We start from the raw sequence: 24,279 nt of genomic DNA, 5'->3' as shown, positions 1-24,279 counted from the left end.
GGTGGAAAGGAGGGGAGGCGGATCCCGCAGGATCCGCCGGGATCAGTTGTCGATATTGGGGATCAAGTCGTCGAAGCTCTGGTAGCCGCAGTCGGCCAGCTGCAGTGACATGGTGTAGGTCTTGCTGCCCTCGCGCTGGCCGATGGCGGGACGATTGAGCTTGAGCTCCTGGTGCCAGTACTCCTTCATCCGCTCGATCAGCGCCATCGCCTCGCTCTCGTCCAGATGAAGCTGACACAGGGCCATGTAGTTGTTGGACTTGTGCATGTTCTCCACCAGATAGTCCCCCAGCACGGACATGGCCTGGCGCGCCTGCTGGCGGGCGAAGCGGCTGTGCTGCTCGAAGCTGATCCGCTCGCTGATGAGGAAGTGGTAGCTGTTGTCGATGCCGAGCTGCAGGATGCCGAGCTTCTCCAGCTTGCGCAGATAGAGGTAGCAGGAGGCATCGGTCAGGCCGTACTCCCGCTTGAGATCGATTAACGTCTTGTCGCGCCAGAAGATGTTGGCGAGAAAGGCGTATAGACCGGGCTCCTTGTGGAATGCCTCGTCCTGCTCCTGGGTGAAGACGGCGCGGCGGCTCTGGGCATCCTGAGTGCGGTCCAGCAGCTCCTCGAACGACAGCCCCACCAGGTGGCAGATCTCCAGCAGGGTATCGAACGGCAGGGAGGGCTTGTTCATCATCCGCTTGACGGTGGCGATGGAGACGCCCATGGCTTCTGCCAGGGTCTGATAGCGGATCCCCTTGTCGGTCAGGGTCTTCTTCAGGGTGTCGAGAATATTGTTGGCCAGGGTCTGGCTGTAGGTCATGCAACTATTCCTTTATCTGCATCTTTATGTTGTGTCAGAAACTGAGTTCTTTTGTCGTTATGGGCTCAGATACTGACACTTAAAAAAACCAGAGGAAACAAACCCGGCGTAATCGATGGAAATGGCCAGACCAGTCTGAGTGGAAGGTTGCAGATAGTGATACTCTGCGGTGCATATCCTTCAACCATTCAACATTTTGCTGGTGGCGCATAAAACATCGCGCATAATTCAACACGAATCGGATTCAAGACCTTCCTGGTTGAGAAATCGATTGTTTGCTTCCAATTTAAGGGTTTTTTAAACCGCAAGGTTTTTATTCTTTCCTGGCATTGAGCGGAACTCGCAAGAGGGCCGCTTTTTTCTTTTCTCCGAATTTGCGCCCGCCGTCAAGCAGCGGGGCACCGGCAGCCCGCTGTCGCTGCTTGCGCCCTCTTTCTGTTACCGCCCGTCTTACTCTCCCTTGCAGGGAAACAGCTTGGGGATCTCCCGAATAAGCCAGCTCTTGGCCTTGCCCATGGTGTCGCGCCGCCAAGCCAGCACGACCTGGATCTGGTGGCGATACTCGGGGCTGATCACCTTGAGCCGTCCGGCCCTGATGTCCTCTTCAATCCAGCTCAGCGGCATGGTGCCGACCCCGATCCCCGCCAGCAGGGCGTCACGCTTCTCGCCCATGGTGCTGACGGTCAGGCGCGGCTGCTTGTCGAGCAGGCGATAGGTGAGCACCGGCTTGCGCAGCGCCGTGTCGGCCACCGCGATGGCCCGGTAGCGGCGCAGGGTATCGTCCGCCAGGGGCTCGGGCTCCTGATGCAGGGGATGATCCGGGTGGGCGACGTAGAGCATCACCTCCTCCTGCAGCGGCTGATGCTTGATGCCGGTCATCATGATGTCGGGATTGAGGGAGGAGATGAGCAGGTCGGCCCGGCCATCCTCCAGACACTCCCAGCTGCCCGCCAGCACTTCGGCTCGCAGCCTGAGCCGGGTATCGGTCAGCTCGGCCAGCCGCTCCACCAGCGGGTAGAGGGCCTGCAGGGGCACCAGGGCATCGATGGCGATGGTGATGTCGGTCTCCCAGCCGCGGGCCAGCGCCCGGGTCTCCCCCACCAGGTGCTCGGCCGCTTCCAGCAGAACCCGACCCCGTTCCAGCAGCATGCGGCCAGCCGGGGTGAACTTGGTTCTGTGGCCGCTGCGGTCGAACAGCATGGCGTCCAGCTCGTCCTCCAGCTTCTGCACCGTGTAGCTCAACGCCGAGGGCACTTTGCCCAGTTCGTCGGCCGCCGCCGCGAAGCTGCCACGGCGGTCGATGGCATCCAGCACCCGGATGGCTTCCAGGGTCAGTGCCCGTTCCTTGTTCAGTTCCTTGGCCATAAATTGCCTTCAATTTTTTTGAACATGTTTGCCAGTTTATCTCGCTAACAAGTTAGGCCAAGAGTCTTTAATATTCAATCAACGCTTAGGCAGGAACGCCAAGCAGCCAAATAAACGGGTAGTTCCAGACTGTGACTCCATCAATCAGGGAGTCTGACTTCGGTGAAAGAACAACACACTATTTGAATGACCTCTTGCATGGATGCATTGATTCTGGCCACAGCGGCCTTGGCAATGACATAAAACCAAGAGAGTGAATGAACATGAAAAACGTAATCAAGATGCTGGCCGTTGCAGGCCTGATGACCGCAGGTTTTGCTCAGGCTTCCGTCCCGGCTGACCTCAACGCCGCCCCGGGCGTGCTGTTTGTGAACTGGCACGCGACCGCCGCGGTGGAAGGCAAGGGCAACCCCATGCTGGAAGTGCGTGACGAGTCTGGCGACCTGGTTGCCTCCGTCCATGCCAACCTGATGGGCAACCAGCAGGTACAGATCCCGAGCCGCACCCAGGGCAACCTGACCGTGAGCCTGGGTGAACAGAGCAGCGACTACCGCATTCCGTTCGGCATCGGTAGCGGCAAGCAGCGTTAATCAACCGTATCGGTACGTGAGGAGCACGCCATGATGAAATTGAGAGCCGCAGAAGCGCGCGGCAAGGCCAACTTCGGCTGGCTGGATGCGCGCCACAGCTTTTCCTTCGGGCACTACTACGACCCGGACTGGATGGGGCATTCAGTGCTGCGGGTCATCAATCAGGATCTGGTGGCGCCGGGTGGCGGTTTCGCGACCCACCCTCACGCCAACATGGAAATCCTGACCTGCGTGCTGCAAGGCACCATAGAGCACAAGGACAGCCTCGGCCATGCCGAGCAGATCCCGGCGGGGGATTTCCAGCTGATGAGCGCGGGGTCCGGCATCCGGCACAGCGAGTACAACCCCTCGCAGACCGAGCCGCTCTCCCTGCTGCAAATCTGGATCGAGCCGAACGAACACGGCACGACACCCGGCTATCAGCAGAAGAAGATTGAAGCCAATCCGGGCATGACGCTGGTGGCGTCACCGGATGGCGAAGCAGGATCCTTCAGGATCCGCCAGCAGGCCCGCGTCTGGCGGTTGCAGCTTGAACCGGGTGAGAGCCTCACCTGGGAGCTGGCCGGCCGACACGGCTACCTGCAGATGATTTCAGGGGAACTGACCGCCAACGGTCTGGCTGCCCGACCCGGCGACGGGGTTCTCAGTCGTGATGAGCCCAAATGGGATCTGGTGGCCGCGAGTGCCAGCCAAGCCCTGTTATTTGACCTACCCTGAAGCAGTCAGCGGTGATGTGACGCAAAACGAGGATATTGAAATGGACAAGATGAAAGATTTGGCACTGCTGGTGGGTCGCGTTCTGCTGGCTCTGATGTTTGTGATTGCGGGCTGGGGCAAGATCGGCGGTTACGCCGGTACCCAGGGGTATATGGAAGCCATGGGCGTGCCCGGTTTCATCCTGCCGCTGGTGATCCTGCTGGAGCTGGGCGGTGGCCTCGCCATCATGCTGGGCCTGTTTACCCGCAGCCTCTCCGTGCTGATGGCCGGTTTCACCCTGATGGCCGCCTTTATTTTCCACTATCAGCCTGCCGACCAGATGCAGATGCTGATGTTCATGAAGAACGTCTCCGTGGCCGGTGGTTTCCTGGCCCTGGCGGCAGCCGGTGCAGGGGCCTTCAGCCTGGATGCCCGCTTCGGCAAGAACTGGTAAACCCCGCAGGTTCGAGTTTTCCAACGCCTTTTGGCCGGTGCAATCGCACCGGCTTTTTTATGCCCGTCACATTTGCCTGCGGCAGATGACGGCGACGTGATCGGCGACAACAAGCGCCTTTTGCATCTTCCCCCCCGATCCCCGACAATCCCGATACCTGTGAAGTGACGGGGATCCTTGAGGTTTTCCCGCGCTGACCCCTCTTTTGCTCTGGCGGGAATTGCCCATGTTTACCCTCTACCACTCCAATCAGCTGGATCTGCTCAAAGAGCTGCTGGTGAGCCGCATCCGGCAGGCGCCCCTCTCTCACCCCTTCAAGCGCGAGCAAATTCTGGTGCAGAGCCCGGGTATGGCCCAGTGGCTCAAGCTGGAGCTGGCCAAGGCCTTCGGCATCGCCGCCAATATCGACTTTCCGCTGCCCGCCAGCTTTATCTGGGAGATGTTCACCCAGGTGCTGGCGGACGTACCGCGCCAGAGCCCCTACAACAAGGGCGCCATGAGCTGGCAGCTGATGACCATTCTGCCCGCCCTGCTCGATCGCCCGGCCTTTGCGCCGCTGGCCGCCTATCTGGGCGGGGAGGACGCGGATCCTGCCAAGGATCCCGAGCAGGTGCGGCTGTGGCAGCTCTGCCAGAAGGTGGCGGATCTCTTTGACCAGTATCTGGTCTACCGGCCGGACTGGATCGCCCGCTGGGAACAGGGGGAGGGGTTGAGCCAGGAGCTGGCCGGAGTGAGCGGTCAGGATTGGCAGCCGGAGCTGTGGCGCGAGCTGGTGGCCCGCACGTTGGCGCTCTCTCCAAGCGGCTACCACCGTGCCAACCTCTACGAGGAGTTCATCCACGAGCTGCAGCGTACCGCCACGCTGCCGGGCAAGCTGCCGCAGCGGGTCTTCGTGTTTGGCATCTCGGCGCTGCCGCCGCGCTATGTGGAGGCGTTGCTGGCCCTCGGCAGCCGGCCGGAGGTGGAGGTGCACCTGTTCGTCACCAACCCTTGCCGCTACTACTGGGGCGACCTACTCGATCGCAAGACGCTGGCGCGCCTCGAAAACAAGCTCAAGCCCGGCACCGACATCGAGACTCTGCAGGGCCCCGCCAACCCGCTGCTCGCCTCCATGGGCAAGCTGGGGCGCGACTACCTGCATCAGCTGATGGAGCTGGAGGTGCCTCAAATAGAGGCCTTCGTCGATATCGACGAGCTGGATGGCAAGGGCAACATCAAGCTGCTGCAGGCCATCCAGAAGGATGTGCTGGAGCTGGCAGAACGGGGCGCCGGCCAGTTCGATCTCGACGCCAGCCACCACAAGAGCCCGCTCGATCCGGCCGATGGATCCCTGCAGATCCACGCCTGCCACGGCCCGATGCGCGAGCTCGAGGTGCTGCACGACCGGCTGCTGGCGCTGTTCGAGCAGGACACCTCCCTCACCCCGAAAGACGTGGTGGTGATGATGCCGGATGTGAACAGCTACGGCCCCTACATTCAGGCGGTGTTCGGCGCGCGTGGCCAGATCCCCTTCGCGGTGTCGGATCGGGCGGCCAGTCAGGAGAGCCCGCTGCTGCAGAGCTTCCTCGCTCTGCTCAGGCTGCCCAACGCCCGCTTCGGAGCGGGCGAGCTGCTCGCCATTCTCGAGGTGCCCGCCGTGCTGCGCCGCTTCGAGCTGGATGACGAGGAGTTCAACCAGCTGCGAGTCTGGGTGCAGGAGACCGGCATCCGCTGGGGGCTGGATGATGGCTACCCCGAGCGCTTCGATCTGCCGCGCCTCTCTGGCAACAGCTGGCTGTTCGGCCTGCGCCGCATGCTGCTCGGCTTTGCCATGGGCGACGGCGAGCCGGTGGCCGGCATTCTGCCCTACGCGGACATCGAGGGTCAGCAGGGCTTGGCGCTCGGCAAGTTCGCCTGGTTCGTCGACTCGCTGGCCGAATTTTTGCCCCGCCTGCAACAGGCGCAGCCGCTAGGGGAGTGGGTCGCCTGCCTCAACGCGCTGCTGGAGCGCTTCTATCTGGCCGACGAGGATGAAGAGCGCCAGCTGCAACTGATCCGCAGCCAGCTGGCCGACTGGCTCGCCCAGCTCGGCGAGGCCCGCTTCGAGCAGCCCATCAGCGCCGACTTGTTGCAGGATTACCTCGGCAGCGTGCTGGGGGAGTCCCGCTCCAGCCAGCGCTTCCTCGCCGGTCAGGTCAATTTCTGCACCCTGATGCCGATGCGCTCCATCCCCTTCAAGCAGGTCTGCCTGCTCGGCATGAACGACGGCGTCTACCCGCGCACCCTGCCACCCATGGGGTTTGACCTGATGGCGGTGGCGGGCCGGCGGGGGGATCGCTCCCGTCGCGACGACGACCGCTACCTCTTCCTCGAGGCGCTGCTCAGCGCCCAGCAGGGGCTCTACATCAGCTATCAGGGTTTCAGCGCCCAGGACAACAGCGACAAGGTGCCCTCGGTGCTGCTGGCCGAACTCATCGACTATGTGCGGCAGGGCTTCGTGCTGGCTGGGGATGAGCAGCTCGATGACGAGACCTCCGGCAAGCGGCTGCTGGCGCACCTGATCACCCAGCATCCACTCACTCCCTACAGCCACGCCTACTTCTATCCGACGGCGGGTTCCGGCCTCTTTACCTATGCCGCCGACTGGCTGCCGGCCCTCCATCCGCAGCGCGGCGCAGCCAACTTCCAGAGTGGCGAGCTGCCGCTCCCTCCCGAATGGGGCAAGGAGCAGGGGCTGGAGCTGGCTGAGCTGCTGCGCTTCTATCGCCAGCCCGCCCGCTACTTCCTCAACCGCCGTCTCAAGGTGTGGTTTGAACTCAACGAAGCCAACATCGAGGAGAGCGAGCCATTCGAGCTGGATGGCCTGCAACATTACCAGCTGAAAGATCTGCTGCTCACTGCTCACCTGGCACAGGGGGACAGCGCCGTGCGGCGCGAGCGGCTGCAGCTCACCGGCCTGCTGCCGCAAGGGTGGTTCGGCAGCCTGCTGCTGGAGGATCTGGATGCCGAGATGGGCAAGCTGGCGGATCGGCTGCGGCCCTGGGTGGCAGCCAATGAGACGGAGAAACAAGCGGTGGAGGTCGATATCGCGTTAGCCCAGGGTCAGCTGCAAGGGTGGATCGACACCCAGAAGGGGCGCTTGCTGGTGGTCAAGCCCGGCAGCTTCAACGGCAAGGATCTGCTGCTGGGCTGGATCCAGCACCTCTGCCTCTCCCTGAGCGACGCCCCCGGCGACACCCTGCTGTTCGACGCCAAGCAGAGTCTGCGGCTGGCCAGGCTCCCGGCTGACGAGGCGCGGCCCAAATTGGCGGCGCTGGTGGCGCTCTGGATGCAGGGGATGAAGCGGCCGCTGCCCTTCTTCCCGAGCACCGCCTGGGAGTGGCTCAAGGCGATCGAGAAGGATCCGGAGAAACCGGAGGCGGCCGACAAGGCGGCTCTCACCCGCTTCAACGGTGGCTACATGGCCAAGGGGGAGGGGGAAGACGCTTATGTCACCCGCTGTTTCCCGGAACTGGACGAGGCCGTGCTGGCCCAGTTGCAGGCGCTGGCCCGTGAACACTTGACCCCGCTGCTGACCACCATGGAGATGATGTAATCATGGCTAACTCGCTCAATACATTACGTTTTCCCCTCCATGGTGAACGACTGATCGAGGCCTCTGCCGGCACCGGCAAGACCTACACCATCGCCGGTCTCTACCTGCGTCTGCTGCTGGGCCACGGCCCGCTGATTGAAGAAGGCGCCGATGTGGGTCAGCCGAGCGCCCACGAGCGGCCGCTCTCGGTGACCGAGATCCTGGTGGTGACCTTTACCGAGGCTGCCACCGCCGAGCTGCGCGGGCGGATCCGCGCCCGCATTCACGAGGCGCGCCTCGCCTTTATGCGCGGTGAAAGCAAGGACGCCCTGCTGAGCCAGCTGCTGGCGGAGGTGGAGGATCACGAACTGGCGGCCCGCCGGCTGCTGGCCGCCGAGCGGCAGATGGACGAGGCGGCGGTCTTCACCATCCACGGCTTCTGCCAGCGGATGCTGAAACAGAACGCCTTCGAGTCGGGCGCCCTCTTTGAAACCGAATTTCTCACCGACGACAGCCAGCTCAGGCTGCAGGCGGTGAGCGACTACTGGCGATCCGAGTTCTATCCGGTCGACAAGCCCCTCGCCAGCGCGGTGCGTGCGCTCTGGCCGAGCCCCGCCGCCCTGCTGCGGGAGATGGGCAGCTGGCTCGACAACAGCGAGCTGGAGATGCGCCCGCCGGCGGGGGATGAAACCCTCGCCGCCCGCCATCAGGCGGCCATGGCCCGCATTGAGGCGGTGAAGCGCGAGTGGCTGGCGCAAGGGGACGAGATCCGCCGCCAGACGGATGGGCAAGTAAGCCGCTACACCGGCAAGAACTACGAAGGCTGGCTCGCCAAGATAGCCGACTGGGCGCAAGACGAGGCCAGCGGCTACGCCATTCCCAAGGAGCTGGAGCGCTTCGGCCAGACGGTGCTGGAGGAGAACCTCAAGAAGGGGGGCGCAGTGCCGACCCTGCCGCTGTTCAGTCAGATCGACGAACTGCTGGCGAGCCGCCCCGGCATTCGGGATCTGATCCTGCAACGGGCGGCGGTGGTGGTGCGCAGCCGGATGCAGGCCAGCAAGCGGCAAGCCCATCAGCTCTCGTTCGATGACCTGCTCAAAGACCTCGACGGCGCGCTCGGCTCCGGCCTTGGCGAGCGGCTGTGCGAGCGCATTCGCGCCACCTACCGGGTGGCGATGATCGATGAATTTCAGGATACCGACCCCCAGCAGTACCGCATCTTCCACCGTCTTTACGGTGGCCACAGTGACACGGCGCTATTGATGATCGGTGACCCCAAGCAGGCCATCTACGGCTTTCGCGGCGCCGACATCTTTACCTACATTCAGGCGCGGCGAAATGTGAGCGCCCACTACACCCTCGGGCGCAACTGGCGCTCCAGCCGCGCGCTGGTGGCGGCGGTCAACGGCCTGTTCGAGCGGGCCAAAGATCCCTTTATCTACGAGGCGGATATCCCCTTCCTGCCGGTGGAGGCGCAGGGTAAGAGCAAGGCGCTGCTGCTGGATGGCGAAGCCGCCCCCGTGCTCCACTGCTGGCAGCTGAGCGGCCAGCCCACTTTCAACAAGGGGGATTACCAGAGCCGAATGGCCCGCGCCACGGCGGTGGAGATCCACCGCCTGCTGACCCTGGCCCGCGCGGGCAAGGCGCAGATCGGCGATCAGCCGGTGAAAGCGGGGGATATCGCCGTGCTGGTGCGCACCGGCGCCGAGGGCAAGCTGGTGCAGCAGGAGCTGGCGCGGCTCGCCATCGCCTCCGTCTATCTGTCGAATCGCGATAGCGTGCTGGCGCAGGTGGAGGCGCGGGAAATTTTGCTCATTCTGCATGCCTGCCAGAACCCGGGTGAGGAACGCAGCCTGCGGGCGGCGCTCGCCACCGGGCTGTTCGATCTGGACGCCAAGGCGCTCGATGAGCTCGCCAGTGACGAGCGGGCGTGGGAGAGCGCGGTGCAGGAGTTTATGGAGTACCGCAAGATCTGGCACAAGCGCGGCGTGCTGGCCATGCTGCGCGCCCTGCTGCACCGGCGCAATCTCGCCTCCTCCCTGCTGGCGAGCCCGAACGGCGAGCGGCGGCTGACCAACTTCCTCCACCTCGGCGAGCTGCTGCAACAGGTGAGCTGTGAGCTGGATGGCGAATATGCCCTGCTGCGCTGGCTGGGGGAGGCGGCGAGCCGCCCCGACGGCCAGGATGCGGAGCAGGTACTGCGGCTCGAATCCGAACGCAAGCTGGTGCAGATCGTCACCATCCACAAATCCAAGGGGCTGGAGTACCCGCTGGTGTTCCTGCCCTTCATCTGCAGCCACCGCGCTGCCGATACCCCGCTGTTCCATGAAACGGACGGTGCGGGCAATCGTACCGTGCTCGATCTCACCGGTGCCGAAGCGTCCCTGGCCGAGGCCGACCGCGAGCGGCTTGCCGAAGATCTGCGGCTGCTCTATGTGGCGCTGACCCGGGGCGTCTACGCCACCTGGCTGGGGCTGGCGCCGGTGCGCTCCGGCAATGGCAAGTCGGAGCAGACCGACCTGCACCAGACCGCCATCGGCTACCTGTTGCAAAAGGGTGAGGAGGGGGATGCCACCACCCTGGCGACTGCCCTGACCGAGCTGGCACAGGCGCTGCCCGGGGTGGCCGTCGGTGAGCCCTTGCTCACTCGCCCGGCCCCCATGGCGGCGGAGGCGGAGCAAATGGGCGAGCCGCAGGTGCGCTACTTTACCGGCACCCTCGAGCGGGACTGGTGGATCAGCTCCTACTCCGGGCTGGCGGCGCAGGGCCACGGCCACAGCAAGGGGGTGCTGGCCAACCCCGGCTTCGATGACGAGGTCGTCACCGAGGCGGCTGCATTGGCTGCCGAGCAACCGGAAGAGGCGCCCCAGCCCTCCATCTTTACCTTCCCGAAAGGGGCGCGCCCCGGCACCCTGCTGCACAGCCTGTTCGAGACCATCGATTTTCAAAGCGCCGGCGGCGAGCCGCTGGCGGAGCACATCGCTACCCTGCTGGCGAAGGATGGCTTCGACGAGAGCTGGGCGCCCGTACTGCAACGGCAGGTGGAGGCGGTGCTCGATACCCCGCTGGAAACGGGCTTTGGCGAGCCGGTACGGCTGCGGGATCTGGCCCCCGAGCGCAAACAGGTGGAGCTGGAGTTCTTCCTGCCCATGGGACGGGTGACGGCACCGGCGCTGACCGCGCTCTGTCAGCAGCACGATCCGCTGTCACGCGGCAACAAGCCGCTCAGCTTTGCCACCGTGCAGGGGATGCTCAAGGGCTTTATCGACCTGGTGTTCGAGTGGCAGGGGCGCTGGTATCTGCTCGACTACAAGTCAAACCACCTCGGCATGAGCCCCGCCGATTACAGCCGTCCGGCGCTGGAGCGGGCGATGGCCGAGCACCGCTACGACCTGCAATACCAGCTCTACTCGCTGGCGCTGCACCGGCTGCTCACCCTGCGCCTGCCGGGCTACGACTTCGAGCAGCATTTTGGCGGTGTTTTCTATCTGTTCCTGCGCGGCATGCCGCAGGGGGGCATTTTCCATACCCGCCCCAGCCGTGAACTGGTGCTGGGGCTGGATAAGTTGTTTCGCGAGGGGGCGGCGCCCGCCCTCGCCGGGGTATTGGATAACGGGGTAGAAGCATGAACGGCACCATGATGATTGAACGGCTCAAGGCCCTGGCGCTGGCAGGGCGCATTCGCCAGCTGGATCTGCAATTTGCCAGACTGGTGGCCGATCTGGGCGGCAGCCCCGAGCTGGTGCTGGGGGCGGCGCTCGCCTGCTTCGAGCTGGGGCGCGGCCATGTCTGCCTGCCGCTGGAGATGCTGGCGCATTCTGGGAACGAAAAGGGATCCCTGCGCCCGTTCGGGCTGGATCCGGATCAGAGCCGGGATCTGCTGCTGGATCTGGCGGATCCTGCCCGCTGGCCCGCCCTGTTTGCAGAGAGTCCTCTGGTTGGCACCGAGCAGCATGATGGGGAAGCCCCGCGCTGGCCGCTGCGGCTGTGGCATGGGCGGCTCTACCTCACCCGCTACCACGACTTTGAGCTGGGGGTGGCCCGCCACCTGCGCGCCTTGAGTGAAAGAGCCGAATGGCCGGAGATTGCCCCGGCTCTGTCGCGCCTCTTTGCCCGCGACTACGGCCTGGTGTTCGCAGCCCTGCTCAAGGCCCGCCTCGCCCCCGACTTCTCGGCCCGCCACTTTATCCTGAAGTATCTGGATCTGGTGTTCCCAAGCGAGGTGGACTGGCCCGCCATCGAGGCGCTGCTGGCCAGCGCCCAGGCTGCAAACGACCTGAGCAAACTGGATGTGCTGGTGCCCGAGGCGCTCTGCTGCAACGGCCAGAAGCTGGCGGCGGCCACCGCGGCGGCGCGCCCCTTTGCGGTCATCTCCGGTGGCCCCGGCACCGGCAAGACCACCACGGTCGCCAAGCTCCTGGCCATTCTGGTGGAGACCGGCCTGCAAGCGGGCAAGGCCCCGGCGATCCGGCTGGTGGCCCCCACCGGCAAGGCGGCGGCGCGCCTGACCGAGAGTATCGGCTCTGCCCTACAGGCCCTCGATCTGCCCCCTGAGTGGGTGGAGGTGATCCCCACCGAAGCGGGCACCTTGCACCGGTTGCTCGGGGTGATCCCGGGGCGCAGCCAGTTCCGCCACCACGCGGGCAACCCGCTGCACCTCGACCTGCTGGTGGTGGATGAGGCCTCCATGGTCGATCTGCCCATGATGGCGCGCCTGCTCGATGCGCTGCCAAGCCACGCTCGCCTCATTCTGCTCGGCGACAAGGATCAGCTCGCCTCGGTGGAGGCGGGGGCCGTGCTCGGCGATATCTGCAGCTTTATCGAACAGGGCATCAGCCCCGCCCAGGCGGATTGGCTCTCCCGCCAGACTGGCTATCGCCTGCAGGGTACGCCAGCGGGAGCCCCGGTGCGCGACAGCCTCTGTTTGCTGGCCAAGAGCTGGCGCTTTGATCAGCATTCGGGCATCGGCCAGCTGGCGCGCGCCTGCAACAGTGGCGATGCCACGGTGGTGGAATCAGTCTGGGGCGCGGGCTTTGCCGATATCAGCCTGCACCCCTGGGCCGGGGAGGCCTACGATGCCCTGATTGCCCAGGGGGTGGCCGGTTATGGTGCCTATCTGAAGGCGGCCCGCGCGGGGGAAGATCCCGCCGCCGTGTTCAAGGCATTCAACAGCTTCCAGATCCTCTGCGCCCTGCGCGATGGCCCGTTTGGGGTTGAGGGGCTTAACGAGCGGCTTGAACTGGCCCTGTCACGGGCCAGCCTGATTGCCCGCGATGGCGACTGGTATGCCGGTCGCCCGGTAATGGTGGTGCGCAACGACCACGGGGTCGGCCTCTACAACGGCGATATGGGGCTCTGCCTGCCAGATGAAAGCGGGCGGCTCAAGGTGTGGTTTGAGCAGCCGGACGGCACCCTGCGGGCGCTGTTGCCCAGCCGCTTGCCGCCCCACGAGACCGTCTACGCCATGACCATCCACAAATCCCAGGGGTCGGAATTTGCCCATACCGTACTGGTACTGCCCGACAGCCCCAGCCCGCTGCTGACTCGTGAGCTGGTCTATACCGGCATCACCCGCGCCAAGGCCCGCCTCGATCTCTACGGCGATCGCGCCCTGCTGGCTCAAGCGGTACGGAAAAAGACCGAGCGTTATTCCGGATTGGCGGAGAGGTTGGGGGAGTGAGTAATTGGACGGCGGTAAAGGGATTTGCTGCTGTTCAAGTAGGTGGGCATTGCCACTCGGACAGATAACATACTAATTATTTCAAATGCAGAGGGAGTCAGTTATGTCTGAGCAAAAAATAAATCCAAATCAAGTCACTAAACCGATCCAGCTATTAGCTGCTTGGCTTGTTGGGTTGATCTTGATTAATGGGTCATTTTTGAGTGCCGCTAAGGTAATAGAAAGCCCTGAGTGGGCATCAGGTTTTTTGGTTGTTGCAGCAGTATTGAATGTCCCAGCATTCCTTATCCTGATATTTTTCCTACAAACTAAATTTAGAGCTGAGTTGCAAGAGGATACTTTTTATTCAAAGCATCTGGAAAAAGTAACCGGCATGTATAAAGATACTGGTGACATTCATTTGATAGAGGCGAAAATAAGAAAAGAAAACAATGATAGAGTTATTTCTCTTGTTAATGCAGTAGAAAAACTATTAATTTCATTGCCAAATGATATTGGTAGTGAGAGTGGTTCGATTTCAACGCATAATAAATTTATTGAACTGAAAGGAACTACTGCTGATGAAGAAAATGGAAATTATAAAAACATTGCTAAGGTCGCATTAAATGACTTGATGCCTAATTACAAAGATGCTTTGAGTTCATTATTGCGAGCAGGATACACTGTGGTCCAAGTGTTTGGTTCTAACAGTAAAGATAAGAAGCCACCTCAAAATCTAACAATCACATACCGTAATGATGTACCCAAAAAAGCACTTCGAGAATTATATGAGCTTTTTAAACCTTATGGTTTTAACAGAATTGATCTAGACCAGAATACACGACCAAATTTTTTTGATTTGCCAAATATATACATAGGCTCATATGTAGATGATTACTCAGATGAACATAAGTCAATAGAAGTTAATGAAGCTTTAGAAGCACTATTGATGGATGATGAGATTACTGGTGCACAATTTAATGAGTTCGTAAGTAGTATTACCGTGCAAACATCGGCCTGATATATGTGTGCCTAATAAGTGAAGAGGTCATAATCAACCCATATCATAGGGTATTGTTTTGTATATCTCGTAGTTTGGTACTGAGCGCAGCGAAGCCCAACGTTTACCGCGTAATCTCTTTTTCCTTCCCCTCATCCCCAGCCCTTCTCCCGTAGGGGAGAAGGGAGATTTGGCCCCGTGGCTATATCCCGAATTTACACGCCATTGCCAACGCCATATCCCCGATGCTGGATGATCCCCTCTCCCTTTGGGAGAGGGGCAGGGTGAGGGGGCGGGTTGCCACAATGCCCATTTCGTAAAATCGGGTAGGGTGCAATGAACGAAGTGAATTGCACCGCCCATATTTATCTTGCAAAATGGTCGAATGGTTTTATATTTAATAATAAATCAGGCAGTAAATGACAATGAATAGTTTCAAAAGCGAACAGCGAAAGAACATGCTGCTTGGGGGTGGTTTTATATTTCTGGTTGTTCTATGGTTGGCAAGTTTACTGTTCCAGTCAAGATTGTCAGATAAAACAGTTATTGCTGACTCGGTTCCAGAATTGCTCACCTACATTACTATCAGTGCGCTATTTGGATTGGTTGGTGCGATTGTTACTGCTTTTCGATGTCCCGGACGTAACGCCTTAAAATATATTGCAAAAGCGTTTGGTAATTGTTTCTTTATGATGTTTATAACGTCATGGAATGGTTATGATACGTACGTTTATTTTTATCCAGACAAAATAACTGGTTATGAGACAAAATATAAAGTGATTCACCCTGGACCACCCAAAGGTAAATACGGACGTTGTGAGGCCGGCTTAAAAATAAAAGATAAGCATACAGGGCATTGGTTTAATATTTGTTACAGTGATAATGACATTGGAAAGGAACGGATTGGGGATTATGGTGTGATGTGGGTGAAAACACGGGTCAATGAGGCAGGGTCATACCTGGAGAGCTACAAGGTATATCCAGAGAAATCTTATTTTTCTATCCCCTTACCGCCAACCTCTCTCCAGCAAGTAAATAAGGAGCTAAGCTCGTTCCCGCGCCCAGATTAAGCTTCTCTAATCGAACCTGTGTGGCTGGCGATCATATCTTCGATGTTGTTTGATCCCCTCTCCCGTTGGGAGAGGGCAGGGTGAGGGGAGCATTCAGGTATTAGATGGTCAGCTCCAGCCGGTTGCCTTCCGGGTCGAGGAAGGTGCTCTCGTAATAGCCGTCGCCGGTCCAGCGGGGGCCGTCCAGGTGTTTCACCTCGGCGCCCTTGAGCAGCTTGAGGCGGGCGGTCATCTTGTCCACCTCCTCCACACTGCCGAGGGAGAAGGTGAGATGGGCCAACCCCTGCAACGGGTGTGGCAGGTGCAGATCCGCCGGAAACAGGATGGGGGTGTGCATCAGCTCCAGGCTGGCGCCCCCTTCGAAACGCACGAAGTAAGAGCTGAATTGTTTGCTCGGATTGTGGTAGCGCTCATTGGCCTGCCCGCCAAACAGGGTGCAGTAGAATGCCTTGAGTGCCTCCAGATCCTGCGCCCAGATGGCGACGTGATGGATATGCATGGCTGGTCTCCTGTGACTTGATGCCCTTAATGCTATGCTGGGGCCTGTCCCTTCGACATGGCTGAGCCCGTCCTGATGATGTCTGAAACTGCCAACACCGATCTTGTCGATGTCTCCCCCGACTGCCGCGAGCAGATCTGCTGTGACAGCCTGCTGCCGGCCCTCGCACAGGAGCAGGTGTGGCTGGCGGGCTATTCCCGTCTCAAGACCCGTTACCGCATCGCGCGCCGCTTTGCCGATGTGCACTGTTTTCTGCTGACCCTGGGCGGCGAGGGGGAGGTGCAGGTGAGCGATCGCCGCGAGCGGTTGCAGGTCGGCGAGTGGGCGCTGATCCCGGCCGGGGAGCCGCTCTGCTATCAGCTTGGTGAGCAGTTGAGTTTGCAGGTGAACGAGCCGTTGGATCAGCCGTTGAACGAGACGGGCGAGTGGGAGCTGGTATGGCTGCTGCTGCACAAGGACTCCCCCTGGGATACCTTCGCCAGCCACCCCCGGCTTGGTTGTACTTCCCAGCAGGCCACCGTGCTGCGCACGATCGAGAACCTCTATGCGGAGCAGGAGCGCCATCAGGACCCGCTGCTCAGCGCCCTGCTGGTAGAGCAGCTCGGCTTTTACCTGCGCCGTCTGTTGCAAAAGGGAGAGGGGCAGCGGCGTGGCGAGCGGCTGGCGCTGCGCCTCGAATTGCTGCTCAAAGAGGCGCTGACCGAGCCGTGGGACATAGCGCGCATGGCCGGCGCCCTGCACCTTTCCGAACGCCAGCTCTACCGGCTCTGTCGGCAGCACTTTGCGCTGGCGCCCATGGCGTTGCTGCAACGGCTGCGCTTGCAGCGGGCGGCGCTCTTGCTGGCCAGCCGGGCCGACCCTGTGAAGTTGCTGGCCGAGCAGTGCGGCTTCAAGAATGAGTACCACTTCTCCACCGCCTTCAAACGCCAGCACGGGCTGGCGCCCAGCCACTATCGCAGCCTGCATCATCCCGCCTTTAAAACCGGACAAGGGTGAAATATTGAGCCACACTGGTTGCTACTGTTATTCAGACGAACCCGATGGCGGCCGATAACCGGAACAAGCGGTGGCGGTTTTCATCTATCAACGGATAGCGGGCTGTGCAGCCGTCTGCCGCTGTCATTTCTCAACATCAGGCTGGAATGCCCCGCACTCTGCGGGGCGGCAAGACAAGGATGGTCTCCCATGCTGCAGGACAGCGACACGATCAGGATCTCGGACGTCAGCGAGGCCGTGGTGCACGGCATTCTGGCGGTGGTGAGCGACGGGATCTGGGACTGGAATGCCAACACCGGCTTCGTCTATCGCAACCCGGGCTGGTATCAGATGCTGGGCTACGAGCCCCACTCCCTTGGCAACAACGTCTTCACCTGGGAGAGCGTGATCCACCCCGACGACATGGATCGGGTGATGGCCAGCTTCGATGCCTACCTGCGCGGCGCCGCCCCCGACTACCGGGTCGAGTATCGCTGCCGCAGTCGCGCCGGCGACTATATCTGGATCGAGGATTGCGGCCGCATCATCGCCCGCAACCCGGATGGGTCGGTGGCCCGGATGATCGGCGCCCATCGCAACATCCACGCCCAGAAGCTGCTGCTGGAGCAGCTGGAGCGGCGCAATCACACCCTGGAGCAGCAGATTGCCGAGCGCACCGCCGAGCTGGTGCGGCTCAACGAGGCGTTGCAGCAGAAGGCGGAGGAGAACCGCCAGCTGGCGGAGACCGACGCCCTGACCGGTGCCGCCAGCCGCTACCGGCTGGAGCGGGCCATCCGCCAGGAGTGCGAACGGGCCAAGCGCTTTCATCAGCCCTTCTGTGTCATCGCCATGGACGTGGATGACTTCAAGCAGATCAACGACAACCACGGCCACCACGCGGGGGATCAGACCCTGATCAACATAGTGGCGCTGGTGCGCAGCCACATCCGCGAAATCGACCTGATTGCCCGCTGGGGCGGCGACGAGTTCATGGTGGTGCTGCCCAATACCGGCCGGCTTGATGGCCGGCTGGTGGCCGACAAGCTGCGGGAGCTGTTGGTGCAGTCGCGAGTCTGCCAGCACTTCGATATCACCATGAGTTTCGGGCTGGCCGAGTACCAGCCGGACGAGCCCATGAGCCAGCTGATGGTGCGGGTGGATCGGGTCCTCTACCAGGCCAAGCTGACGGGCAAGAACCAGATCTGCGAGTAGTCCGTCCATAGCCGGCGTCTGCGGTCCGGCGAGCTCGCCGCCATGTCGGATTATTCTGGTTATCCCCCCCGAATGCGTCTTGACCGCACCCTCATGACGGCTCCGTACGAGTACGCCCGTCTGATGCGCGCTCTTTAATCCCCCGCGAGACATGAAACGATGAAAAAGAGCATCCTGGTTGCCCTGACTGCACTGCCCCTGATGGCCAACGCCGGTCTGATGGATTCCCTGACCGACACAGTGACCAGCACTGCCAAAGAGATGGCAGGCTCCGCTATGGACAGCGCCTCCAATGAAGCGATCAAGAAGGCGCTGGACATCAAGGAAGGCGGCTCCAACAAGCAGGCCATCAAGGACAAGCTGGGCGCACCGGCCAGCACCAAGACCGAAGCCGGTCTGGAAGTGTGGACCTATGACCTGGGTGCCCTGAACAAGGTTTCTCCCATGCTGGCAGAGACCTCCAAGACCCTGTTCAAGGATGCCGAAGCCGCTCAGAAGAACGTGCTGATCAAGTTCGAAGGCGAGACCGTCAAGACCCTGAACCTGGTCGACAAGACCAAGGCTTGAGTCTGAACGACGTGCATGAAAAAAGGGGCCCGCGGGCCCCTTTTTGTTGCCTGATGCTGGCCGTCAAACCTTGAAGCGGTGTACCAGCGCCAGCAACTGGCGATTGGAGCTGAGCAGTGCCGCTGCACTCTGCTCGGTGTGCTGGCCGTTTTCCAGCAGCAGGTTGAGCATGTCGCGAATGCTCACCATGTTGCGGTTGATCTCCTCGGTTACCCGGCTCTGCTCCTCGGCGGCGGTGGCGATCTGGCTGCTGAGGCCGTGGATCCGCACCACTGAGTCGGCCATGTTGTCGAGCCCCCCCGTCACCTGGCCCGTGGTATCTGCTGCCGCCTGACAGCTGCGCTTGGTATGTTCCATGGCGACCACGGCTTCGGCGACGCCCTGGGTGAGGCGCGACAGCATACTGCCCACCTCGGCCGTGCTGTTCTGGGTGCGCGCGGCCAGGGCGCGCACCTCGTCGGCGACCACTGCGAACCCGCGTCCCTGTTCACCGGCCCTCGCCGCCTCGATGGCGGCATTGAGCGCCAGCAGGTTGGTCTGGGCGGCGATGCCGCCGATCACCCCGAGTACGCTGCCGATCTGCTGGGCATCCTCCTGCATCTCCAGCACCTTGGCGGCCGCCAGATCCACCTCGTCGATCAGGGCCACCACGCTGGCGGAAGCCGACCCCACCACGGTGCGTGAATTGGCGGCCTGGCCGTTGGCGGCTTCGGTGAAGCTGGCCGAATCGCTGGCGTGTTGCGCCACGCTGTCGGCGGTGGAGCTGAGTTCGGTGAGTGCGGTGACCACCTGCTCCGTCTCGGCGGCATGTTCGTTCAGGATCCGTCTGGCTTGGCCGGTCTGCTGATCGAGGCGTGCCAATTCCTGGGTGATGAGATCGGTGGCATCCGTTACCTGTACCATCATCTGCTGCAGATAGGCGATGAAGCGGTTCACCGACAGGGCGATGTGATCCAGCTCATCGTGTCCCTTCACCTGAATGCGGGCGGTCAGGTCGGCATCACCGGCACTGAGGGCATCGATATTCTGCTTGAGGGTCTGCAGCCGATTGCCGAGTTGACTGACGGCGAGCAACATCAGCCCGAACAGCAGCCCCACCAGTGGTAGCTGGATAGAGGCCAGGGTGGTGAGCACATCCCTGCTGTCTTGTGTCAGCAGGCTGGTTGGCAGGGCAGTCGCCAGCAACCAGGGCGTCCCCTCGATGGCTTGCAGCAGCAGGGTCTGTTCTTCCCCCTGATCCTGGAAAGTGGTGCGCAACTGCGCCTGGCTGCGGGCTTGACCGAGCAGGCCGGCAATGGCGCTGGCGAAGGGATAATCGGCGTGAGCGGAGAGATTGCCCAGCACCACATCACCGTTCAGGCGGGTGTTTCGGCTCAGGATCTTGCCGTCAGCCTCGACAATCATCACCTGGCCACCGATCTCCTGCTCCTTGCTGGCCACCAGATCGTTGAAGAAGCCCAGGGTCACATCTATGGTCGACACCCCGTAGAGGGCACCATTGTGGTAGATCCCCATGGCGCAGTTGGTTCTCGGCTGCTGGCTGGCGCCGTCCTTGTAGGCGGCGGCCCAGGCACACATGCCTTGAGGGGCTTGCTGTCCCGCCTTATGCCAGGGTTGTTCGAAGTAGTTGGGGGCCTCAGCCGAGTTCCAGTAGGTATTGGGGATCAGCTTGTTGGCCGCATCCCTGTGATAGAAGGTGCTGAACTTGGCGCGGCCGGCTTCCCGCTGATCCGGCAGTGGCCAGATGCCGCCGCCAAACACCATGGCATTGCCGTATTGATCGATCAGCGCTGGCAGCAGGGCATCGATCTGTTCGCTCGGCAGCTGGGCGACCAGCTGGGTGATGCTGCGGGACTGGCTCTGCACCCCGTTGAGCTGATCGTGGATGTCGGTGGCGATCTCGCTGACCCGCAGTGCCACGTTCTGTTCACCGGCCTTCTGCAGCGCCGGCTTGATCCAGAGCTGGATACCAAATACCGTCAGGGCACACACCAGCGCCATGAATCCCACAAAAACGGCGCTATAGCGCCCCTTGATTGTCCCCAGACTCCACCCCATAACGACTCCTGTCTTTTGTTGGCTCGCCGATGCGCGACCTTGTTATGCGAGGCGCCATTATTAGCTATTTCGAACATAAAACGTTTGTTATCGCTCACAGAACTCGGAGCAGGGAGGAAGGGAAGTGAGGGATGTTGGAGTGGATTTCGGCGGGTAACCGGCCGAGCGGGAGGGCGGAACGAAAAAAGGGTGGCCGAGGCCACCCTGTTTCGGGTCGAAGTGTGTTTACTGATGCGCTTCGGCGAACTGCTTCATCGCTTCGGCGTGCTTGGTCATGCCGTCGGCACGCAGGCTCAGGTTTTTCACGAACTCGGCCTTCTTGGCCGGGTCTTCGATCTTGTCGTAACGCTGCTGCAGGTGAGTCTGGATCTGCTCCGGCGTCATGTTCTGCATGCGGGCCATCTTGTCGTGGCGGCCGCCATGGTGCTTGCCTCCCATCATGCCGCTGCCATCCATCGGGCAGTCGGTCATCATGCCGGGCTGGGCGGTGGTGACGGCTTCGCTGGCGGCATAGGCGCCGAGCGGCAGGCCAAGGATCAGGGTGGCGGTCAGCAGGGTCTTGGTCAGTTTTTTCATGGTCTATCTCCTTGCGGATTGAGTTCGGGGTCGGCTTGCTCGCCTTGACCCTAAGTAAACACCAGACTGGTGTCTGAACTTTGCCAGTTGAAGCCTATTTTGTAGCAGAGTGTGACACGGTGACGCTGTACAGGGCTTGACCGGGCGCATGCCGGACGGGAAATAAAAATACCCCGTCAGCGTCGCCCGCTGGCGGGGTATTTTTAGGCTGGGGCCGGCTTAGCGCTGGCGACCGCTGCCGACGCTGTAGGGCATGCGGTAGCTGCTGCTCTCACCGTCCAGGCTGAGGGTCAGGTCACCCTGGGCCCGCATCGGCAGACGTACCTGCTGCATCCCCTGCAACTCGGCAGGCACCCGCTTGAGCACGTCGCCGGTGGCGTTGCGGATCACCAGAGTGGGGTGTGCCTCATTGCTGCTGACAGCGTCGTGCCAGTTGACGAACAGCAGGCCGGGGGCGGCACTGACGTCGGCGGGCAGGGCGGCCTGGGCCAGGCCGGTGTGGGCCAGGCCGGCCAGCATTAACAGAGTCAGGCTCTTGTTGATCATGATCTTGGTCTCCTTGGTATGACTCGCCGCAAGATGGCGGCAGAAAAGTCAGGGTGCGCAGCCGCCGCCTGGCGGCCGCACATCATGACGAAGGGGATTCGGTCGCTCCCTTGGCGTCGCTGCGGCCGGGGGCCCTGTCGGCGGGGGATGTCTGCTTGTTGTCCGGGGGGCTCGCCGGTTGGGGCGAGCTGCCGCTCGCCTTTCTGGCAAGGGCTTCGCTGGCAGCAAAGGCCAGCAGCAAGGGGGTGGTGAGGGCCAGCATGGCCTGTCTACTCCTGCAACCGATGGGATGGCCACAGTAAACAGCCGGCTTGTGTCTCAACTTTGCCGAACGGGCGCTTTTTTGTAGCAGAGTGTGGCATCTTGCTGATCTGGCACACTTTGACACAAACCGCCCGGCAGATTTTCGTATACTCGTGCCAGCTCTAACAGGAGAGGCCTCATGAACCAAAGCAGCACCCACATTCTGGTGGTCGACGATCACAGCGAGATCCGCGATCTGCTGAAGCGTTTTCTGGAACAGCACGGCCTGCGGGTCAGTTGTGCCCGGGATGGCAAGGAGATGAAGCGGCTGCTGGAGGAGCGGGAGTTCGATCTGCTGGTGCTGGATCTGATGATGCCGGGAGAAGACGGCCTGACCCTTTGCCGCGAGCTGCGGGCCAAGTCCAGCCTGCCGATCATCATGCTCACCGCCATGGGGGAGGAGACCGACCGCATCATAGGGCTGGAGATGGGGGCCGACGACTACCTCGCCAAGCCGTTCAACCCGCGCGAGCTGCTGGCCCGCATCAAGGCGGTGATGCGCCGCACCCAGGTCGAGCCGCAGCCGGCGGCCGAGACCTTGACCCGGGATCTGCGCTTCGATCGCTGGCTGCTCGACATCAACCGGCGCGAGCTGGTGGATGAGGAAGGGGTGGGCCTGAGCCTGTCCACCGCCGAATTCGACCTGCTGCGGGTCTTTCTGGAGCGGCCGCAGCGGGTGCTGAGCCGGGATCAGCTGCTGGATCTGGCCCGTGGCCGTGAGGCGGTGGCGTTCGACCGGGCCATCGACACCCTGGTGAGCCGGCTGCGGCGCAAGCTGGAGCGGGATCCCAAGAACCCGGAGCTGATCAAGACCATCTGGGGCGGCGGTTACCTGTTTGCCGCCGATGTGACCCAGGTATAAGGCCGTGGGGATCCTCAAGCGTGGCTGGTCGAAACTGTGGCCCAAGGGGCTGACCGGCCAGATCATCCTGGTGGCGCTGGCCGGGCTGGTGTTGATCCAGCTGCTCAGTATCCAGATCTACCGTTCGGATCGGGAGGAGGCGCTCGGCTACATCAACAGCCGTAACGCCATGCAGCGGATTGTCTCCGTGGTGCGGCTGCTGGCCCTCTCGCCCCCCTCCCTCTATGACGAGATCATCAAGGCGAGCCGCAGCGAAACCCTGCTGCTGCGCATCGCCGACGAGCCGCTGCAACCGGACAACCGCAGCCCCCGCTTCGAGCAGCTGGTGCGCTCCCGGCTGGGCTACCCCTCGACCCTGATGGTGGAGATCAGCGCCGAGCTCAAGCAGGATGCCCAGCGCAGCCGCGCCTGGCAGCACCACAGCCGGATGATGAAGGATCGCAAGGGGATGCCGCCGCCGCAGGACATGCGGCTGTACGGCTCCATCCAGCTGCCGCGCGGTGGCTGGCTGCAGTTCAGCTCGCTGGTGGACAAAGAATCGGCCAGCTGGTCCTGGCAAACCACCCTCAACCTGATGCTGGTGGCGAGCCTGGTGATCGGCCTGATGATCTGGCTGTTCCGCCGCGCCACCCTGCCGCTCAAGCAGCTGGCTGCCAACGCGGATCGGCTCGGCCGTGGCGAGGACATAGAGCCGCTGCGGGAAGAGGGGCCGACCGAGGTGCGCGAATCCATCCAGGCGTTCAACCGCATGCACACCCGGCTCGATCGCTTCGTGCAGGACAGAACCCGGATGTTGGCGGCCATCTCCCACGATCTGCGGACCCCCATCACCAGCCTGCGGCTGCGTACCGAGTTTCTGGACGAGGGGGAGGACAAGGAGCGGATCCAGCAGACCCTGCAGCAGATGGAGCAGATGCTGGCGGCGACCCTCAGCTTCGCCCGGGAGGAGGGGCAGCAGGAGGCGACCCGGGAACTGGATCTGGTCAGCCTGCTGGAGAGCCTGTGCGACGACTATGCCGATACCGGCCAGCCGGTTACCTGCCTGGCGGAAGGCAAGCAGGTCTATGCCTGCCGCGCCAATACCCTGCGCCGGGTGCTGCAAAACCTCATCGGCAACGCCATCAAGTACGCCGGCAGCGCCGAGGTGTCGCTGGAGCGCACCGACAGCGAGCTGGTGATCCGGGTCTGCGATCAGGGGCCCGGCATCGATCCGACTCGTCTCGAGGACGTATTCAAGCCGTTCGTGCGGCTCGATGAGGCCCGCAACACCGAATCCGGCAGCGTGGGGCTGGGGCTCTCCATCGCCCGCACCCTGGTACACCAGCACGGCGGCGAGCTGACCCTGCACAACCGGGAACAGGGCGGGCTGGAAGCGCGCATCAGCCTGCCGCTGTAAGAGTGGTAGGAGTACGGCGGGGAGGATGGCGACCAGCCTCCTCCCCGTTTTTATCTTGCACTTATCTGACTGAAATCACGCCTATTTCATA

General features: G+C 61.9%; 20 protein-coding genes. 13 read left to right on the top strand and 7 right to left on the bottom strand.

What is annotated here, in order from left to right:
• Window positions 1-42: 42 nt before the first annotated feature.
• Entirely contained in the window at window positions 43-807 is a 765-nt protein-coding gene (locus tag R2E40_RS21135) for a helix-turn-helix domain-containing protein (RefSeq protein ID WP_011707663.1), read from the bottom strand.
• 450 nt (window positions 808-1,257) lie between these two features.
• Entirely contained in the window at window positions 1,258-2,172 is a 915-nt protein-coding gene (locus R2E40_RS21130) for a LysR family transcriptional regulator (protein ID WP_039215945.1), read from the bottom strand.
• Between the two features lie 257 nt (window positions 2,173-2,429).
• Between R2E40_RS21130 and R2E40_RS21125 the strand changes: the two genes are divergently transcribed.
• From R2E40_RS21125 to R2E40_RS21090, 8 genes are all read left to right on the top strand, one after another.
• Complete coding sequence (locus R2E40_RS21125; RefSeq protein WP_041217063.1) at window positions 2,430-2,762, top strand: hypothetical protein; 333 nt, start codon at window positions 2,430-2,432, stop codon at window positions 2,760-2,762.
• Between the two features lie 30 nt (window positions 2,763-2,792).
• Window positions 2,793-3,479, top strand: coding sequence for a pirin family protein (locus R2E40_RS21120; protein WP_016352232.1), 687 nt, complete (start codon window positions 2,793-2,795; stop codon window positions 3,477-3,479).
• Between the two features lie 40 nt (window positions 3,480-3,519).
• On the top strand, window positions 3,520-3,912 hold the full coding sequence (locus tag R2E40_RS21115; RefSeq protein ID WP_016352231.1) for a DoxX family protein: 393 nt from the start codon (window positions 3,520-3,522) through the stop codon (window positions 3,910-3,912).
• A 226-nt stretch (window positions 3,913-4,138) separates the two neighbouring features.
• The gene (gene recC, locus R2E40_RS21110) at window positions 4,139-7,486 is read left to right on the top strand and encodes an exodeoxyribonuclease V subunit gamma (RefSeq protein ID WP_318164324.1); all 3,348 of its coding nucleotides are present in this window, start codon (window positions 4,139-4,141) and stop codon (window positions 7,484-7,486) included.
• Window positions 7,487-7,488: 2 nt separating this feature from the next.
• Window positions 7,489-11,094: an exodeoxyribonuclease V subunit beta gene (gene recB, locus R2E40_RS21105; protein WP_318164323.1), complete on the top strand. Its 3,606-nt coding sequence runs from the start codon at window positions 7,489-7,491 to the stop codon at window positions 11,092-11,094.
• On the top strand, window positions 11,091-13,145 hold the full coding sequence (gene recD / locus R2E40_RS21100) for an exodeoxyribonuclease V subunit alpha (RefSeq protein WP_318164322.1): 2,055 nt from the start codon (window positions 11,091-11,093) through the stop codon (window positions 13,143-13,145). Before recB ends, recD begins: the two co-directional genes overlap by 4 nt.
• A 103-nt stretch (window positions 13,146-13,248) precedes the next feature.
• Window positions 13,249-14,145, top strand: coding sequence for a hypothetical protein (locus R2E40_RS21095; protein WP_318164321.1), 897 nt, complete (start codon window positions 13,249-13,251; stop codon window positions 14,143-14,145).
• 404 nt (window positions 14,146-14,549) lie between these two features.
• Window positions 14,550-15,194, top strand: a complete 645-nt coding sequence (locus R2E40_RS21090; RefSeq protein ID WP_318164320.1) for a hypothetical protein — start codon at window positions 14,550-14,552, stop codon at window positions 15,192-15,194.
• A gap of 100 nt (window positions 15,195-15,294) precedes the next feature.
• Here R2E40_RS21090 and R2E40_RS21085 read toward each other — a convergent pair whose 3' ends face one another.
• A complete protein-coding gene (locus R2E40_RS21085) occupies window positions 15,295-15,693 on the bottom strand; it encodes a VOC family protein (RefSeq protein ID WP_318164319.1) in 399 nt (132 codons plus the stop codon).
• 75 nt (window positions 15,694-15,768) lie between these two features.
• Here R2E40_RS21085 and R2E40_RS21080 point away from each other — a divergent pair, with 75 nt between their 5' ends.
• The 3 genes from R2E40_RS21080 (at window position 15,769) to R2E40_RS21070 (ending at window position 18,447) form a co-directional block, all read left to right on the top strand.
• Complete coding sequence (locus R2E40_RS21080) at window positions 15,769-16,689, top strand: helix-turn-helix transcriptional regulator (RefSeq protein ID WP_318164318.1); 921 nt, start codon at window positions 15,769-15,771, stop codon at window positions 16,687-16,689.
• A gap of 189 nt (window positions 16,690-16,878) precedes the next feature.
• Window positions 16,879-17,880 carry a diguanylate cyclase gene (locus R2E40_RS21075; protein WP_318164317.1) on the top strand — a complete coding sequence of 334 codons (1,002 nt, stop codon included), beginning with the start codon at window positions 16,879-16,881 and terminating at the stop codon, window positions 17,878-17,880.
• A 159-nt stretch (window positions 17,881-18,039) separates the two neighbouring features.
• On the top strand, window positions 18,040-18,447 hold the full coding sequence (locus R2E40_RS21070) for a hypothetical protein (RefSeq protein WP_318164316.1): 408 nt from the start codon (window positions 18,040-18,042) through the stop codon (window positions 18,445-18,447).
• 63 nt (window positions 18,448-18,510) lie between these two features.
• On the opposite strand, the gene R2E40_RS21065 is transcribed toward R2E40_RS21070, so the two are convergent.
• The 4 genes from R2E40_RS21065 to R2E40_RS21050 all read right to left on the bottom strand — a co-directional run bounded on the left by R2E40_RS21065 (window position 18,511) and on the right by R2E40_RS21050 (window position 21,889).
• The gene (locus tag R2E40_RS21065; protein WP_318164315.1) at window positions 18,511-20,505 is read right to left on the bottom strand and encodes a methyl-accepting chemotaxis protein; all 1,995 of its coding nucleotides are present in this window, start codon (window positions 20,503-20,505) and stop codon (window positions 18,511-18,513) included.
• A 225-nt stretch (window positions 20,506-20,730) separates the two neighbouring features.
• Window positions 20,731-21,081, bottom strand: a complete 351-nt coding sequence (locus R2E40_RS21060; protein WP_011707650.1) for a hypothetical protein — start codon at window positions 21,079-21,081, stop codon at window positions 20,731-20,733.
• A gap of 219 nt (window positions 21,082-21,300) precedes the next feature.
• On the bottom strand, window positions 21,301-21,627 hold the full coding sequence (locus R2E40_RS21055; protein WP_011707649.1) for a hypothetical protein: 327 nt from the start codon (window positions 21,625-21,627) through the stop codon (window positions 21,301-21,303).
• An 82-nt stretch (window positions 21,628-21,709) separates the two neighbouring features.
• Window positions 21,710-21,889 carry a hypothetical protein gene (locus R2E40_RS21050; RefSeq protein WP_318164314.1) on the bottom strand — a complete coding sequence of 60 codons (180 nt, stop codon included), beginning with the start codon at window positions 21,887-21,889 and terminating at the stop codon, window positions 21,710-21,712.
• A 180-nt stretch (window positions 21,890-22,069) separates the two neighbouring features.
• Between R2E40_RS21050 and R2E40_RS21045 the strand changes: the two genes are divergently transcribed.
• Both R2E40_RS21045 and R2E40_RS21040 read left to right on the top strand, forming a co-directional pair.
• Window positions 22,070-22,792 (top strand): response regulator, encoded by a 723-nt coding sequence (locus tag R2E40_RS21045; RefSeq protein ID WP_011707648.1) that lies wholly within the window; start codon window positions 22,070-22,072, stop codon window positions 22,790-22,792.
• Window positions 22,793-22,796: 4 nt separating this feature from the next.
• Complete coding sequence (locus R2E40_RS21040) at window positions 22,797-24,188, top strand: ATP-binding protein (RefSeq protein ID WP_318164313.1); 1,392 nt, start codon at window positions 22,797-22,799, stop codon at window positions 24,186-24,188.
• Window positions 24,189-24,279 lie beyond the last annotated feature (91 nt).

This window comes from Aeromonas sp. CD (assembly GCF_033349375.1).
In the GTDB taxonomy this organism is placed as follows: Bacteria; Pseudomonadota; Gammaproteobacteria; order Enterobacterales; family Aeromonadaceae; genus Aeromonas; species Aeromonas hydrophila.
The sequence above is the reverse complement of the archived record's forward strand: the minus strand, read 5'-3'. Positions and strand labels throughout refer to the sequence as shown.

What these genes read in the sequence shown, in the direction of transcription:
- R2E40_RS21060 (WP_011707650.1), bottom strand. Translation starts at nt 21,081, where the DNA reads ATGAAAAAACTGACCAAGACCCTGCTGACCGCCACCCTGATCCTTGGC.
- recB (WP_318164323.1), top strand. Translation starts at nt 7,489, where the DNA reads ATGGCTAACTCGCTCAATACATTACGTTTTCCCCTCCATGGTGAACGA.
- R2E40_RS21080 (WP_318164318.1), top strand. Translation starts at nt 15,769, where the DNA reads ATGATGTCTGAAACTGCCAACACCGATCTTGTCGATGTCTCCCCCGAC.
- R2E40_RS21075 (WP_318164317.1), top strand. Translation starts at nt 16,879, where the DNA reads ATGCTGCAGGACAGCGACACGATCAGGATCTCGGACGTCAGCGAGGCC.
- R2E40_RS21090 (WP_318164320.1), top strand. Translation starts at nt 14,550, where the DNA reads ATGAATAGTTTCAAAAGCGAACAGCGAAAGAACATGCTGCTTGGGGGT.
- R2E40_RS21095 (WP_318164321.1), top strand. Translation starts at nt 13,249, where the DNA reads ATGTCTGAGCAAAAAATAAATCCAAATCAAGTCACTAAACCGATCCAG.
- R2E40_RS21135 (WP_011707663.1), bottom strand. Translation starts at nt 807, where the DNA reads ATGACCTACAGCCAGACCCTGGCCAACAATATTCTCGACACCCTGAAG.
- R2E40_RS21065 (WP_318164315.1), bottom strand. Translation starts at nt 20,505, where the DNA reads ATGGGGTGGAGTCTGGGGACAATCAAGGGGCGCTATAGCGCCGTTTTT.
- R2E40_RS21130 (WP_039215945.1), bottom strand. Translation starts at nt 2,172, where the DNA reads ATGGCCAAGGAACTGAACAAGGAACGGGCACTGACCCTGGAAGCCATC.
- R2E40_RS21050 (WP_318164314.1), bottom strand. Translation starts at nt 21,889, where the DNA reads ATGCTGGCCCTCACCACCCCCTTGCTGCTGGCCTTTGCTGCCAGCGAA.
- R2E40_RS21055 (WP_011707649.1), bottom strand. Translation starts at nt 21,627, where the DNA reads ATGATCAACAAGAGCCTGACTCTGTTAATGCTGGCCGGCCTGGCCCAC.
- R2E40_RS21125 (WP_041217063.1), top strand. Translation starts at nt 2,430, where the DNA reads ATGAACATGAAAAACGTAATCAAGATGCTGGCCGTTGCAGGCCTGATG.
- R2E40_RS21085 (WP_318164319.1), bottom strand. Translation starts at nt 15,693, where the DNA reads ATGCATATCCATCACGTCGCCATCTGGGCGCAGGATCTGGAGGCACTC.
- recD (WP_318164322.1), top strand. Translation starts at nt 11,091, where the DNA reads ATGAACGGCACCATGATGATTGAACGGCTCAAGGCCCTGGCGCTGGCA.
- recC (WP_318164324.1), top strand. Translation starts at nt 4,139, where the DNA reads ATGTTTACCCTCTACCACTCCAATCAGCTGGATCTGCTCAAAGAGCTG.
- R2E40_RS21115 (WP_016352231.1), top strand. Translation starts at nt 3,520, where the DNA reads ATGGACAAGATGAAAGATTTGGCACTGCTGGTGGGTCGCGTTCTGCTG.
- R2E40_RS21045 (WP_011707648.1), top strand. Translation starts at nt 22,070, where the DNA reads ATGAACCAAAGCAGCACCCACATTCTGGTGGTCGACGATCACAGCGAG.
- R2E40_RS21120 (WP_016352232.1), top strand. Translation starts at nt 2,793, where the DNA reads ATGATGAAATTGAGAGCCGCAGAAGCGCGCGGCAAGGCCAACTTCGGC.
- R2E40_RS21070 (WP_318164316.1), top strand. Translation starts at nt 18,040, where the DNA reads ATGAAAAAGAGCATCCTGGTTGCCCTGACTGCACTGCCCCTGATGGCC.